We start from the raw sequence: 14,210 nt of genomic DNA, 5'->3' as shown, positions 1-14,210 counted from the left end.
TTAATTATTTTCTGAAGATTTTTTTGAAAACTTTCTTCTATTAACTACAATGCCAGCTATTATAAATATAGCTCCTATAGCTATTAATACACCTGAACCAATTATTGTTCCGGTCTTCGGAAGATTATTATCAACTGGTACTGTTGGGGTATCTGGTGTTGTATTTCCATTATCTCCAGGGTTAGTTGGTGTTGTTGGATCACTAGGATTACCTGGATTGTTTGGAGTGTCTGGAAGCTTAACTAACTTACTCATGGCATCATTAAGTGTTACCAATGCTTTATCAACTTCTTCTTGAGTTGCTTCAGAATTATTTAATATTGGTTTTACATTATTAATAACTTCCTTTAGCTTATCTCCACTATCCTTTGTATATTTAGTTAAATCAATTTTTTCTGCACCACTAATTGCTGCTGATAGCTGTGATTTATCTACAATAGAGAATTTCATATAATCTATATTAAAGTTTCCTTTATTACAATAGAAAGTGATAAATTGATCCCCTGCTTTTAAAGCTACTTTGGATTTTACTGTAGTCCATGTTCCCCATCCTTTAGTATCTGGTACAGAAACTGTGCAAAGCACGTCATTTGCTTCATTCTTTATTGAGAAACCATCTTTACTTTCAGAACCGCTACCATTTGCTACACCAAATTCTACATCATAAACTCCATCCTTTGGTACGTTAACAAAGTATTTTAACCAATTTCCTGCTGATGTATAGCCTACATCCTTGCCCCCACTTGCTGAACCTGAATTCTCAACAAAGTTTCCTCCGCCATCAGACCACCCCTGTTGAATAGAGTAATCTTCAGATTCAATCTTTCCTAGTAGTGGAGTTGCCTTTCTATTTACAATAAGTTTCATGGTTTTAGTATCTTTATCTTGTCCATCACTTACCACAAAAGATAAATCAAAGGTTCCTGCTTTTGTAGGGGCAAGTGTTACTAACCCAGTTTTAGCATCTACAGTAATGCCATCAGGAAGATTTATTCCATAATACATTAATGTATCCCCGTCCCCATCAGTACCCTCTAGCTTAAAGGTCTTAGTGGAATATTGATCCATTCCTAAATCCGTAATGCTACTTAATACTGGAGCTTTATTCTCTCCTTTTTGAGGAATTTCAGGCTTCCATCTTAAAGTTGTTGTGGAATTAGCAGGCACTTTTTCAACTAAAGCCTTACCTAACATATTTACTTTTACATCTTTTTCAGCACCTGAATTTATTAATACCATTACAATTTCTCCATCTGGATTTTGGAATGCTACATTAGAAACTCCATTTACTGCTCCAGTTGAGAATATTCTACGTGCTCCTTGTTTTACACTATTATCAGAGCCACTTCTTCCTCCACTTGCAAGATATTTGGAGAATTGTCCAAGACCATATAAAGAATCCATATAAGTTGCAGTCTTCTTATCTGTATCTACAACAACTAATCTATTTTTCCAACTTGGATTAACAGCATTCCAGTTAACACTATTATCCCTTGCATCTGTCCAGTGCAAAGTTCCTCCTTTTTGATCTGTAACTCCTACCCATCCAGTATAACTACTAGAATAATTATTAAAATCATTCATTGCAGAAGATGGAGAGAAGTCTCCTGTTTCAGTAAGGTGAACCTTAAGGTTAGGATACTCTTTTGCAACGTCAGCCATTACACTTGCATCACCCCAATAAGGATGGAATGCAACTGCATCACTTGCTTTTAAAACGTCCTCACCTTTTGCTACATTAGAATCCTTAAATATTCTATAGTAATTCTTTGTTGCAGTGCTTGATGGATCTTTCCAATCCCAGAAATTAAAATCATGAACCCAAAGTTCAGTATTTAAACTTGCTTTAGCAAATTCACTCTTAATTTCTAATGCTAATTTTTGTTGCTGCTCTATACTAATATCCATAGCAGGATAAACTACATCCATACCTGGTTCATTTAGTAATGTAATTGCTCGAATATCAATTCCTTCATTTTCAAAGGCTTGAATAGTCTTTACATAATATCTTGCAAATACATTTATACAATCATCTCTAAGCTTATTAGCTTGTACAAATGAATTTGAACCATCATTTTTAGGTTCTACATAACCTGTAAACATATTTTTTGTTTTCATCCATGCAGGTGCAGACCATGCAGATGCAAAAAATTGTGCATCAGGATTGTATTTTTGTATTAGTTTAATTGTATCTATAATGTGATATTGCTTATCTTTCTCTATAGAAAAATAATCTAAATTCCAATCTTCCTTTACTCCTTCTGGAAGTTCATCATAAGACCAAAATGGAATATGCTCAATACAGTCTGGACTACCAATAGTAATCCTAAATTGTTCTAATCCAGCACCTGTTACTGGATCTACTAAGTTTTTAACAACTGCTTCTCTATCACTTGCACTAAGTTTCCAGAGATTAGATATACTGGTTTCATCTAAGGAAATTCCAACACCTTGATATTCTTGGTATTTTGTTGATGGATCTAAAGTAATAGCTGTATCAACTTTATCATTTGCTGCATCCTCTCCAAAGGTTACAGGATTAAGGGTTTCCCATTTATGAGTTGTCCCAGAGGAATAAGTTCCTTGAACTTCCACAGTTTTACCTATGGCAGAAGCATCCAATGCCCATGCCGTAGATGCTGGTAAACTACCTAATAAAATAGGCAAACTCAAAATTCCTGATAACAGTGCTAATCTTTTTGCTTTTTTCACTCAGTTCTCCCCCTTAACTAATTATGATACGAACGAATCCTTTATTTACTTAAAAAGCAACTTCAGAAATCGTTCCCAATACACTGTAACATAACGCTTATTTATATGTAAATATTTACCAATAACTATTTTAATTCTCATAATTTTGGGGTGTTTTTTATAAAAATGGAACCATTTCCTAAAGAGTAAAAAAAAATTGAACACCCAAAATTCAACTTTGGATGTCCAATTATAATTTCTATATTAACTATATTTCTGAATGCTTGCTATAGCTTTTTCTTGAAGTTTTAGAAGCTATTTTATCAGTAATTGAAATTAATGCTGGTATGACTACAGGTAATAAAATTAAACTTAATAATAATAATCCTGTAACTACACAAATAGCTAACTCCATTAATACATGTATGTTTGAAGGATATAAGGTTGCAAATGTACCAGCTAGAATTATTGCAGCTGACATTACAACTCCTCCAATATTTTTTGCAGCCATAACTATAGCTTCCTTTGGTGACATTTCTGGATATTCTTTAAATCTAGTCATTAAGAATATACTGTAGTCAACTCCCAGTGCTGCTATAACAACAAAGGAGAAGAATGGTACATTCCATGACATTCCATCCATACCACTAAATAATTTGCTGGTTAAGAAGGCTGTAACTGAAATCGCTGTATAGTATGCAGCAAGTAAAGCCCCTACAATGTATACTGGAATCCAGAAGGATCTTATTACAATTATAAGTAATACAAAGATACATGCTAGTACTATTATTTGAGTAAAGGTAATATCATGAGTTGCTATTGCATTTAAGTCATTTGTACTTGCTGTTGGTCCAGAAATTCCAAACTTAGCATCTTGTAAAACTGTACCTTTAAGATCATTTTTAACAAGGTTTTGCATTTGATCTATTACTGCAATTGATTCTTTTGAATATGGATCTGAAGTTAAATTAACTGTAATTTTAGCTATCTTTCTATCCTTTGACAAATATGCATCAAACATCTTATTAATATCGTCTTTTTCAAAGGCTTCTTTTGGAATGTAGAAAGTTTTTGTATTAGTTAATTGATTTAAGAAATCATTTCCCTTATCTAATCCGTCATGAATACTTCCAAGTCCATCACGACTCTTTCCAATACCATCTTTTAATTGGACCATTCCACTGCTTAATTGAGTTAATCCACTGTATAACTTATCTTGTCCGTCTTTAGCTTGTAATGCTCCTGCTTTTAATTGATACATAATTTCAATTATTTGTGCTTGTCCGTCAGTTCCTTTTTTAAATTGAGCTGGAAGCTGTTTTACTTGCTCTTCCATATAATTCATCCCTTGAATTAACTGAGAATTAGGAGCTGTTGCATCAGCTAATTGCTTTAATCCATTATTCATTTGATTCAATTGATTGTTTAATGCTGATAAGGTTGCGTTGTTTACTGCTACATCATTTTCAACTGCATTTAACTTACTTGTTATATCATGTAATTTAGTTTGAAGAGCTACTACATCAGAATCACTTGGGTATTTTGCAGCCAAATTGTCTACTGCTGTGTTCATACTATTTATATCAGTTCTCATAGCTTCAAACTGAGCAGTCAATGCTGAGTATTTACTTTGAAGTCCTTGATATGCAGAATTAACTCCATTAAGTCCTCCAGAAAGCATTTGCATTTGCTGATTTATCTGTCCTATTCCTTGCTTAAAGCCTTCAATTCCTTGAGTTATTCCTGCTGCTCCATCTGATGCGCCTTTACCAATTCCATCATTTATTAGTTTTAAATTATCTGCTAGCTGACCAATTCCATCCGCTAGACTACCTGTCCCATCAGCCAACTTCTTAACATCTGAAAAATCTGGAGCTGCTAATTTTTCATCAATTAGATTTAATCCATCTTTAATTTGACCTATTCCATCATTTGCAGAAGTAAAGCCATCTGCAACTGTTCCTGTTTGCTTATCTGTATAAAAATCAGCTATTTCATCACCCTTAGGCTGAGTAACACCTGAAACTTGTTTTACACCATCTAGCTTCTTTAATTTCATTGTTAAATCATCTATTACAGCTAAAGCTTCATTATTATCCATAGCATCTTTGCTTTCAATAACTACAGTAGTTGGCATGGCTTTTCCTCTACCAAACTTATCTGCAACTATATTAAAGCCTTTTACCGAAGGAGTATCTGCACTTAAATCCTTTAAGCTATCAAAAGATAACTTGGTAGAGTTTAATGCTATAACCGGAGCGATAATAGCCGCAACTATTAAAAGAGAAATAGCTGGATGTTTTACTGATACGGAAGTTATATTCTCCCAAATCTTACTTTCCTTATGACCAGCAGTATTATGAGATGGCCAGAATAATTTCCCTGCTAATAATTTCATTAGTACTGGTGTTAGAGTCATTAATTCAAGTAATAATACTGCTATTCCAATTGCTACTGCATTTGCTGAACGATAAATTGGGAATTGAACAAAAGTAAGACTTGCAAATGCCATAAATACTGTTAATCCACTATAGATAATCGTTTTACCTGCAGTCTTATAAGTAGCTACTACAGCATCATCAATTGATAAACCATGTCCAAGCTCTTCCTTAAATCTATTAAATAGTAATATGTTATAGTCCGTCCCTATACCAAACAGAACCAAAATAACAAACATTTGCGTTAAACTAGTTATTGGAAAATTGAATCCGTTTATTAGTATTCCTATGATTCCCATGGAACATAGATATGCAACACCTACTGCACAAAGTGATACTATCGGTGTTACTACTGAACGGAACATAATAATCAATACAATTAAAATGAAAGCTACAGTAATAATTGCACTTTTATCTACTCCTTTATTTGTAGCATCTAGATAATCATTATTGATTGCTTGTTCACCTGTAATATAATGATTAACTTTTACATCCTTAAGAGCATCCTTAAATGCACTTATTATGGTTTCTCCATCTCTAGTTCCTTTTTCATAATTTACTTGTACCATTACGGTTGTACCATCTTCAGATATCATTTGATCTTTGGCTTCTGGTGTTGAAAAAGGATCCATTATATTAGTTACTTTTAATTCATCTTTTTTAGCTCTTACGTTATCAATACCTTTTTGAATATCTTTTAAACCTTCATCTGATATCTTATTGTCTTCATTAAAGACGAATAAAAGTGTATCTCCCTTTGAAGTACCCATATTATTAAGCATTTTTGACGCAACTACAGAAGGCGAATCTGCACTAATAGTAGCTTGACCTTTTTGGTTCAATATTTGTTTCAAATTGGGCTGATATATAGTAAATAGTACAGTTGCTACAAGCCAAATAGCAAGCACAGCCCAGCGTAGTTTTAATATTTTTCGCATCTTTCTGTCTCCTTATTATTTTTTTATTTGTTTATGGTACTCTCCAATTTGTCAGCATTTCATTAATGCTTCTCTTCACTTTTTCATCATCATAAGTTATACCTAATGCTTGAAGGTTAAATATGGTGATTGGATATGCATATTCAGTAATATCTCTTTCTTCTTCACTTTGAAGCCAATCCATAAGCACATTATACAAAGTTCCTATAAATGCTAGGGCTGAAATCTTGATATCAGGAACATTAATCATGTTCTTTTCCTTCATTTCTTCAAAATGACCAGCAGAATAGTTAACAAATTTCTTTGTAACCTCTGCTCTTTTCTTCTCAAATTCTGAATTTAACCCTACAGCCTCAATTAACATAATTTTAACTATAGGCTTATTACACTGGATAGCTTTCAGAAAAAAGGCAATAGCCTTACTAAACCCTACATCTACTTCATTGTTAATATTACTTAATGAAGCGCATAGGGTTTCATAAAATTCATCAATTACTTCATCATAGAGGGTCGCAAATAATTCTTCTTTGTTTTTAAAGTAAAAATAAAACGTGCCTACAGAGATATTTGCTTCATCTACAACATTTTTTACTGTTGTTCTATGATATCCATTAAATGCAAATACACTAATTGCTGTATCTATAATGTGTTTCTTTTTAAGATCTTTTCTTTTCTGTGTTTCTACAGATGTTTTGTAAACCATTGTTCCACCTCACTTCAAGCATAGAATGACGCTTCATTTTATGCTTATTATAAAACTTACAAATATCAAAGTCAAGTTAATAAAATTCAACTTTTCTTTGTATTATTGTTTCTAAAAGATCCTCTTATTATAAATTTGTAAAATAAAAAAGAGCCTAAGCTCTTTAATTATAGTTATTCATTTATAGTTATCTTTCCCTCTTCATCAACTTTTATATTTAAAATTCCATTTAACTTTGCTTTATTTTCAATATATTTACTATAATCTTTACTTAATACTCTTAACTTGCTTGCAAATTTTTCATGATAATTTATGTCTTCCATCTGCTTCTTTATAGTCTTATTCATATCAAAAGTCTTTCTCCAACCTTCTTGCACTTCTGAATCTATTTTTAATCTACGAAAGAATTCTAAAAACTTCTCTTTTTCCTCCTGAAGCTGCTCTTCAGTAATATTAAGCCACCTTTCTACATTATCATTTGTGATTTTTTCATATTTCTTAATATCTTCTTCAGATATACTTTCGTATAACTTATTCATCTCAACTGGATATTCTAAGCTTTCTGTTTCATCTAAGTATTTAACTAAATCAATCCAAGCTTTTTCTTTTTCCTTATTATCTAATGGCTCTTTTAAAAATGGACTATAATTAATAGCCAGCATCTTTCCAAAGTTTCCTGGAAAAATCCTCTTTATTTGACGCCTCATATATCCTTCTCTACTTTTATCATCCATTTCAAGACACCTATTTAAAATGCTAAGTTCTTTTGTAATATAAGAAACTTCAATTTTTGAACTAGATAAACTACTAAGGCAAGTTTTTATTACTTTTCTATTCTTATCTATTCTTTTTGTTTCCTCTTCAAGCTTTAATAAATGACATTCTAAAGTTTCTTTTAATAATTCTGGATTCTGTAATATATTCTTAATTTCCTTTATAGATACATCAAACTTCCTTAATACTGATATTTGTATTAGTTTATCAATATCCTCTTTTGAGTATTCTCTATAATTATTTTCTTCATTTGTTGCTGGCTTAATTAGCCCCTCTTCTTCATAATAATTAATAGCCTTTTTTGTAAGGGCAGAAATCTCCATAACTTCACTTATTCTCATAAAATCCCCTCCTCTTAGAATAATAAGCTAATACCCAAGGGAACAGTCAATAGTCTATAAACATTTATTCAGTTGATGCATAAGTTACAATACTCTTATAGTCATCTAAATTAGGAAAATTCTTTTCTTTAGCAATATTAAGAATCTCTTCTATAGGGTATGCTACCTTTTTATTTATTAACTTTACATTATTATCCAAAAACTCTAATATACCATAGGAGGCTCTATTATCTTTATCTAGGGAATTACCTATACTCCCAACGTTAAATATTTTTTTATCATTTACTTCTCCTATGAATGGGCAGTGAGAATGTCCACATAAAATTATATCTTCTTTTACATCATTAATTATTTCTTTTATATCATTAATTGGTACACTTCCATCTATGGCTTCGACTATTGATTTAGGCGTACCATGTACGCAAAGGATGCTAACGCCATTATATTTTAAAGTAGCCTCTTCTGGTAATCTATTTATAAATGCTATATCATCAAAACTCATATGTTCTCTTGAATAGCTTAAATATGAACAGATTTCTTCTTCCCTTTTAGTTTCAGGTAAAAAATCTTCAGATATTTCCTCAAACCACTTATCTGTATTTCCCTTAACCCATGCTAAAGCTTCATATATTCTCAATTCTTCTAAAACTTCTGTTGGCATAGGTCCCTTAACTACTACGTCTCCAAGAATTATTACTTTATCGATGCATTCTTGCTTCATATCATCTAAGACATACTTAAGTGCTACACCATTTCCATGTATATCTGATAAAACACCTATTTTCATATTTATCCCCCTATTAAGCCTTGCAGTACACTTCTATATCATTTCCTTTATATATTCTACCATATTAAGGTAAGTAGATTCAAAACGCCTTATAAGTATACTCAAATCATAAATTATGTATTATAATAAAAATTGTTGTTTTAATGAAAAATAAATGTAGTAAACAATTAAACAATTAGGAGATTACAATGAAAAAGATCATAGTAATAATAGTATTATCTCTACTTATATCAATAGGTGGAATATCCTATGGATATATAAAATCCAATGCTTTAGAAAAATTCACTGTATCACAAGATGGAAAGGTTCTTACTGATGGAAATGGACAAGAATATATATTAGATAAGGATTTTTGTACATCCCTAGAAGCTATTTCTTTTCAAAAAGAATTTGGAAGAACTAATTCAGATGGGAAAATATATGAAATAGATGGACAAGCAGATCATAATTGGATTGTTTTTAGTGCTTCGGATGAAATGTCTATACCTAATTTGTATCACAAAAAAGAAATCAATTCTTTTTCTCTATCACAAGAAGGTATTAATGAAATTCGTTTAATTTCAAATAAAGGGGTAAAGCAATCCTTAGGAGTACCAATTTCAACTACCTCTGATTCAAATATTATAAAGGAATTCTCCTCAAGTATTAGTGAAAGCGGTAGTCCTCAAGAAATAAAACTTGATAGAATTATGTCTCTTCAAATTTTAAGTAAAGAATATGCAGGAATCGCTTATAGAATTAATATTATAATAACAAATGATAATAACGTGTTTTTATCAAAGGATAATGGGAATAATTTCATCTTAGCTGGTAACTTTTTAAGTAATTGGATATTATCAAATATTAAACAAAGTAATTAATCCATTAAATTAAGATATACTTTATAAATAGAAATAAATATAGATATAAATAGGGAAACTTTTCTCAAAGTTTCCCTTAACTCTAATATTTGAATTTTAATTAATAATTACTGTTCTTATCCATAAAGTAATCTCTTAATCTCTTCGAATACTCCAAACGGTCTTCTGGATTAGAGTTCTCTCTATCTGTTTTATATAAATCATCATTCTTATATCTCGGAAATATATGAAGATGATAATGCCATACATCTTGATTTCCATAGGGTTCATTATGTTGTCTAGAAGATACTCCATCGCATTTGTACGTTTCTTTTAATGCAATAGCAATTTCTTTTTCTAAATCATGTATTCTGTATGAAAGTTCAGATGGCAAATCATACAAATTCTCTATATGTTTATTAGGAATTATAATAACATGTCCTTTATTATTTTTCCACCAACTAGAAGCAATAAATGCAGTTATATGTTCATCTTTGTATATTATATCATTCTGTTTAGTATATAAATTTTCATTCTCTACTCCGTCAACTATTAAGCAAAACGGGCAAACATACCCTTCTGGCGCATGATTATACATATCTTTCCTCCAAAAATAACCTATCATTTCATTGTTGTGTCATGAATTCTTTTTATAAGTAGATACACTTTTTAAAACAATGTTGGTTGATATAGATAGTTCCTTTTTCTTTTCATTAAACTCTTTCTCAATAAGTGGTCCATAAACTTTACCATTTTCTATTTCTAAAATCCAATAACTCACTTTAGATTCATCTGGTATTTCATAAGTATCATTAATATTATCAGGATTTCTTCTTTTAAGTCCAATTTGTTTTGCAAGAATATATTTTTCATCTGAAGCAATTTCAACAACTTTAGCAGGAATTATATCACTTTCCCAACTAGTCTCGTTTATCCTTTTGTTTATCGTAACATTATGGGCCGAACTTCTAATTAATGAATATCCACCTGGTAGATCAATATCATAATCCCCTGCTCCAGCACAACCATATAAAGTTAAGGAAAGTAAAAACGCTAATAGAACTTTTGATAATTTCATCATAGAAAAACTCCTCTATAATATTTAATAATTTTTCTAATGTATATAAACTATACACTTGTTTTTGTTATCAAACTAAAACCCAACATTATCATTTACTATTAATATCTTAATTCTTCCTTTTACAGATTGTCCCTCTATTATTGATAGACTATTACATACTCTTTCCTCTGAAGTACAATCAACACATTTATTTAAAGCTACACAAGGTGGATTAAAGCCTGCTCTTTTTGCATTTAAAGGACAAGCTATATTTTTTACTCTTTCGATTCCTTCTTGCCACGTATCTACTATTTTATTTATTCCAACAACTATAATTACATTCTCTGGACCATAATTAATTGCTGCCACTCTATTTCCGCTATGGTCTACATTTATTATGCGTCCATCTAACGATACTGCATTAGAACCAGTTAAATACCAATCTGTTATCAATGCTTTTCTTTTTATTACTTTGCATTCTTCCTTATCTTTAGCTAGTTCCTTATCATATACAATGCTTCCTCTTTCTAATAATTCTTCAGTTATATTCATTCTTTGAAGAGTAGCTGAATGTCCAATACCTATTGAACTATTTACTGGTATTATATTTAATATCTTTGACTTCACGACTTCTAATGTATCAAAGTACTCAACTTCTATATTTCTTAATTTAAAATTCCTTTTAATTATACCTAGCATTTCTTCTTTCATTAAATTACTCCTCATTACCCTAACTTCTTTAAGACTTCAATATCACCATTTCTTATATATGATAAGTTATTAGAAATCTTCTCTACATCCCAGTTCCACCATTTAATTTTCAATTAATCTTCTATTACTGAAGTATCATTTCTTTACTATATAATCAATATACCCTTGCTTTATCATTTTTCCTTCGTGTAATCTTTCTATAACTCGATCTTCTTTATAAAGAACTTCCATATCCTTAAAATGTTTTTCTGCTTCATTAATTTCGTAGTAGGTATGGATAACCTCTTCTCCTCTTTCAATCTGAAGAAACTCATTTTCTCCTAATTCTTTTCCTTCCCCATACCATTCATCCTTAAGTGAAAGGAAATTTAAGCAGCATAAACCGCCTGGTTTTAAAACTCTCTTTATTTCATTAATGGAAGCTTCTATATCCCTTTTGGTCATATGAAAAATAGAATTGTATGAGTATATAAAGCTTATTGATTCATCCTCAAAAGGTAAGTTTCTCATATCTCCTTTGGAGATATTTAGTTCTACTCCATGCTTCTCAGAAAATTCTTTTGCCTTATCAAGCTGGGAATCACTTATTTCTAATCCATAAGTTTTATAACCATTCTCTAAGAATAAAGAAAGAGGGGGTAAATCTCCTCCTGCTCCACAGTCTAATATCGTTTTATCTAAATTACTTTCATTTCAACAACTTAAAAACCTATATAATTGGGGTTGTCTTAATAATACTTTCATAAAAATCACCTCTTAAATTAAACTTGTCCATTTCTCATATTTCTTCCATAACTACTTTATCATTTTTAATTATCTCTCTTTTATTACTTCCTTCTGGGACCATTCTAAAAACAATAAATTCTGCGAAACTATTTGTTTTGTTCTCTACCGTATGTATTGATTTTTCCACACGGACTACAGCACCCTTCGAAACTACTTTACCTTTTATTTCATTGTTTTCTTTCCACTTGACTTCTATTTCTCCCGCAGTAACAACAATAACTTCTTCAATGATTTTATGCATATGCCATTCTTGCTTTGAATTTGGAGGAATTCTATTTTGATGTATCTCAAATTCATCAAATAAATAGTAGTCAACACTAGTTTTATTTTCCTTTACTACTGAAATTGCATCTATCTTAGTAAGAATATCTAATTGTTTCATAAGATCTCCTATATAAACTTGAATTTATATAGAATTATACCATTTATAGATAAACATTACTATTTTTCTAGAAATGGTGCTTGGTATATTTCTGGATATAACAAAAAGGCTTGTAAAAATCATTTTTTATTTTAAAAAAAGTAACGGGCAAAATATGACTGGCATATCTTACTCATTACTTTTTTGTTTTCTATTATTACATTAAATTAAGTAGTATCACTAGCTGATCTTACTTTTTATTTCTTCTATTGTCTTTAATAGTATTTCTTGGTTTTTCCTATACTCTTCCTGTTTCTCCATTAGCAAGTCAATTTTATAGTGTAAGTCCTCTATTACAATTTCAGATTTTAGATTAACTAGATAATCAGTCTCAGCTGTTAATCTATCTTTCTCTGATTGACGATTTTGTGACATCATGATTATTGGGGCTTGAATAGCAGCAAGACAAGATAATATTAAATTCAAAAATACAAAAGGATATGGATCAAATGCTTTGTTACTTAGAATAACAGCATTTCCTATAATCCAAATTGCTAAAACCATCCCAAAAGTTATTATAAATGTCCAACTACCACCGAATGCAGCTATTTTATCAGCAGTTCTTTGCCCTAATGTAGCATTTTCATCATTTGAATTATTTATATTCTTTGAAACCTTACCGCTAATAAGTTCATGGAGTAATTCTTCATCAATATTACTGCCCTTTAAGTCCTTATCCTTTTCTAATATTTCTCGTACTAACTCTTCTTTGGTATTAAATACAGTATCCTTATTACTCTCCATAAATAATCACTCCCATTCATTATCTTTTTATTTTATATACAACATTTCTACATGTGGAATACCATCTTCTAAAAAAACATCACTCACTTCTTTAAACCCTAAGCTTTTATAAAACTTAGTTAAATATTCTTGAGCCTCAATTCTTATTGAACTTTCTTTTAATTCATTCTCGATAAATTCTATGGCTTTTTCCATGCACTTCCTAGCTAAATTTTTCCCACGATATTTATCACTAACTAACACTCTTCCTATTGATATCTCATTAAAAGAAATCCCTTTTTCTATAACTCTTAAGTATGCCCCAATTTCTCCATCTTCTTCGCAAAAGATGTGATATGAATCTTTATCCTTACCATCACAGTCTAAATATGGACATTCTTGCTCCACTATAAAAACACTATTCCTTATTTTTAATATTTCATATAATTCATAGATACTTAACTCATCAAATTTTTTGATATGCCAGTTCAAACTATTTCCTCCTATTACCCTAAGTTTTATAAAATTATTATAACTTAGTTTAAGTGGAGTTTTAATCATTTGCAAGTATTTTATTCCATTATTATTTTAGAAATACCTTGCAATACAAAGTAACTAGTTTTATAATTTATATATACTTTGTATTACATAGTAATTATAGGTGGTGATAGATTGGAGAATAACACTCAAATACTAAAAGGAATTTTAGAAGGATGTATTTTAAGTATTATTTCTAAAGAAGAAACTTATGGATATGAACTTTTAATCAAGTTAAAGGATAGTGGATTTGATGATATGGTAGAAGGAACTATATATCCACTTCTATTACGACTTGAGAAGAAAGGTTTTATTATTTCAAAGAAACGAAAAGAGGAAACTGGTATTGCCAGAAAATATTTTTATTTAACAGAGATAGGTGAAAAAGAACTTCATGATTTTAAAGCCTATTGGAACAAATTATATTTAAATGTTAATACAATTCTAGGGGAGTGATATTC

14 protein-coding genes are annotated in these 14,210 nt (G+C 30.5%); 2 read left to right on the top strand and 12 right to left on the bottom strand.

Going from position 1 to position 14,210, the window contains the following annotated elements; translation table 11 throughout:
• The 5 genes from PTZ02_RS02380 to PTZ02_RS02360 form a co-directional block, all read right to left on the bottom strand.
• Positions 1 to 2,712, bottom strand: a complete 2,712-nt coding sequence (locus PTZ02_RS02380) for a carbohydrate-binding protein (protein WP_274226220.1) — start codon at positions 2,710 to 2,712, stop codon at positions 1 to 3.
• Positions 2,713 to 2,959: 247 nt separating this feature from the next.
• Positions 2,960 to 6,067, bottom strand: coding sequence for an MMPL family transporter (locus PTZ02_RS02375; RefSeq protein ID WP_274226219.1), 3,108 nt, complete (start codon positions 6,065 to 6,067; stop codon positions 2,960 to 2,962).
• A gap of 31 nt (positions 6,068 to 6,098) precedes the next feature.
• On the bottom strand, positions 6,099 to 6,770 hold the full coding sequence (locus PTZ02_RS02370; protein ID WP_274226218.1) for a TetR/AcrR family transcriptional regulator: 672 nt from the start codon (positions 6,768 to 6,770) through the stop codon (positions 6,099 to 6,101).
• Positions 6,771 to 6,943: 173 nt separating this feature from the next.
• Entirely contained in the window at positions 6,944 to 7,885 is a 942-nt protein-coding gene (locus PTZ02_RS02365; protein ID WP_274226217.1) for a MerR family transcriptional regulator, read from the bottom strand.
• Between the two features lie 64 nt (positions 7,886 to 7,949).
• The gene (locus PTZ02_RS02360) at positions 7,950 to 8,672 is read right to left on the bottom strand and encodes a metallophosphoesterase family protein (RefSeq protein ID WP_274226216.1); all 723 of its coding nucleotides are present in this window, start codon (positions 8,670 to 8,672) and stop codon (positions 7,950 to 7,952) included.
• 188 nt (positions 8,673 to 8,860) lie between these two features.
• Between PTZ02_RS02360 and PTZ02_RS02355 the strand changes: the two genes are divergently transcribed.
• Positions 8,861 to 9,532, top strand: a complete 672-nt coding sequence (locus tag PTZ02_RS02355) for a hypothetical protein (protein WP_274226215.1) — start codon at positions 8,861 to 8,863, stop codon at positions 9,530 to 9,532.
• Positions 9,533 to 9,632: 100 nt separating this feature from the next.
• Here PTZ02_RS02355 and PTZ02_RS02350 read toward each other — a convergent pair whose 3' ends face one another.
• The 7 genes from PTZ02_RS02350 to PTZ02_RS02320 form a co-directional block, all read right to left on the bottom strand.
• Positions 9,633 to 10,109, bottom strand: a complete 477-nt coding sequence (locus PTZ02_RS02350) for an HIT family protein (RefSeq protein ID WP_274226214.1) — start codon at positions 10,107 to 10,109, stop codon at positions 9,633 to 9,635.
• A 39-nt stretch (positions 10,110 to 10,148) separates the two neighbouring features.
• Positions 10,149 to 10,592 carry a DUF3997 domain-containing protein gene (locus PTZ02_RS02345; RefSeq protein WP_274226213.1) on the bottom strand — a complete coding sequence of 148 codons (444 nt, stop codon included), beginning with the start codon at positions 10,590 to 10,592 and terminating at the stop codon, positions 10,149 to 10,151.
• Between the two features lie 72 nt (positions 10,593 to 10,664).
• On the bottom strand, positions 10,665 to 11,282 hold the full coding sequence (locus PTZ02_RS02340; protein ID WP_274226212.1) for a lactate utilization protein: 618 nt from the start codon (positions 11,280 to 11,282) through the stop codon (positions 10,665 to 10,667).
• A gap of 135 nt (positions 11,283 to 11,417) precedes the next feature.
• On the bottom strand, positions 11,418 to 11,951 hold the full coding sequence (locus PTZ02_RS02335; protein ID WP_274228055.1) for a class I SAM-dependent methyltransferase: 534 nt from the start codon (positions 11,949 to 11,951) through the stop codon (positions 11,418 to 11,420).
• Positions 11,952 to 12,060: 109 nt separating this feature from the next.
• Positions 12,061 to 12,450 carry a hypothetical protein gene (locus PTZ02_RS02330; RefSeq protein ID WP_274226211.1) on the bottom strand — a complete coding sequence of 130 codons (390 nt, stop codon included), beginning with the start codon at positions 12,448 to 12,450 and terminating at the stop codon, positions 12,061 to 12,063.
• A 219-nt stretch (positions 12,451 to 12,669) separates the two neighbouring features.
• Positions 12,670 to 13,233 (bottom strand): DUF1003 domain-containing protein, encoded by a 564-nt coding sequence (locus tag PTZ02_RS02325; RefSeq protein ID WP_274226210.1) that lies wholly within the window; start codon positions 13,231 to 13,233, stop codon positions 12,670 to 12,672.
• A 27-nt stretch (positions 13,234 to 13,260) separates the two neighbouring features.
• A complete protein-coding gene (locus tag PTZ02_RS02320; protein WP_274226209.1) occupies positions 13,261 to 13,704 on the bottom strand; it encodes a GNAT family N-acetyltransferase in 444 nt (147 codons plus the stop codon).
• Between the two features lie 180 nt (positions 13,705 to 13,884).
• Between PTZ02_RS02320 and PTZ02_RS02315 the strand changes: the two genes are divergently transcribed.
• Positions 13,885 to 14,205 (top strand): PadR family transcriptional regulator, encoded by a 321-nt coding sequence (locus tag PTZ02_RS02315; protein WP_274226208.1) that lies wholly within the window; start codon positions 13,885 to 13,887, stop codon positions 14,203 to 14,205.
• Positions 14,206 to 14,210: the final 5 nt, after the last annotated feature.

This window comes from Clostridium sp. 'White wine YQ' (genome assembly GCF_028728205.1).
Classification (GTDB): domain Bacteria; phylum Bacillota; class Clostridia; order Clostridiales; family Clostridiaceae; genus Clostridium_T.
The sequence above is the reverse complement of the archived record's forward strand: the minus strand, read 5'-3'. Positions and strand labels throughout refer to the sequence as shown.

Coding starts and splice junctions, on each gene's coding strand:
- PTZ02_RS02330 (WP_274226211.1), bottom strand. CDS start 12,450: ATGAAACAATTAGATATTCTTACTAAGATAGATGCAATTTCAGTAGTA.
- PTZ02_RS02365 (WP_274226217.1), bottom strand. CDS start 7,885: ATGAGAATAAGTGAAGTTATGGAGATTTCTGCCCTTACAAAAAAGGCT.
- PTZ02_RS02360 (WP_274226216.1), bottom strand. CDS start 8,672: ATGAAAATAGGTGTTTTATCAGATATACATGGAAATGGTGTAGCACTT.
- PTZ02_RS02340 (WP_274226212.1), bottom strand. CDS start 11,282: ATGAAAGAAGAAATGCTAGGTATAATTAAAAGGAATTTTAAATTAAGA.
- PTZ02_RS02375 (WP_274226219.1), bottom strand. CDS start 6,067: ATGCGAAAAATATTAAAACTACGCTGGGCTGTGCTTGCTATTTGGCTT.
- PTZ02_RS02345 (WP_274226213.1), bottom strand. CDS start 10,592: ATGATGAAATTATCAAAAGTTCTATTAGCGTTTTTACTTTCCTTAACT.
- PTZ02_RS02370 (WP_274226218.1), bottom strand. CDS start 6,770: ATGGTTTACAAAACATCTGTAGAAACACAGAAAAGAAAAGATCTTAAA.
- PTZ02_RS02350 (WP_274226214.1), bottom strand. CDS start 10,109: ATGTATAATCATGCGCCAGAAGGGTATGTTTGCCCGTTTTGCTTAATA.
- PTZ02_RS02325 (WP_274226210.1), bottom strand. CDS start 13,233: ATGGAGAGTAATAAGGATACTGTATTTAATACCAAAGAAGAGTTAGTA.
- PTZ02_RS02355 (WP_274226215.1), top strand. CDS start 8,861: ATGAAAAAGATCATAGTAATAATAGTATTATCTCTACTTATATCAATA.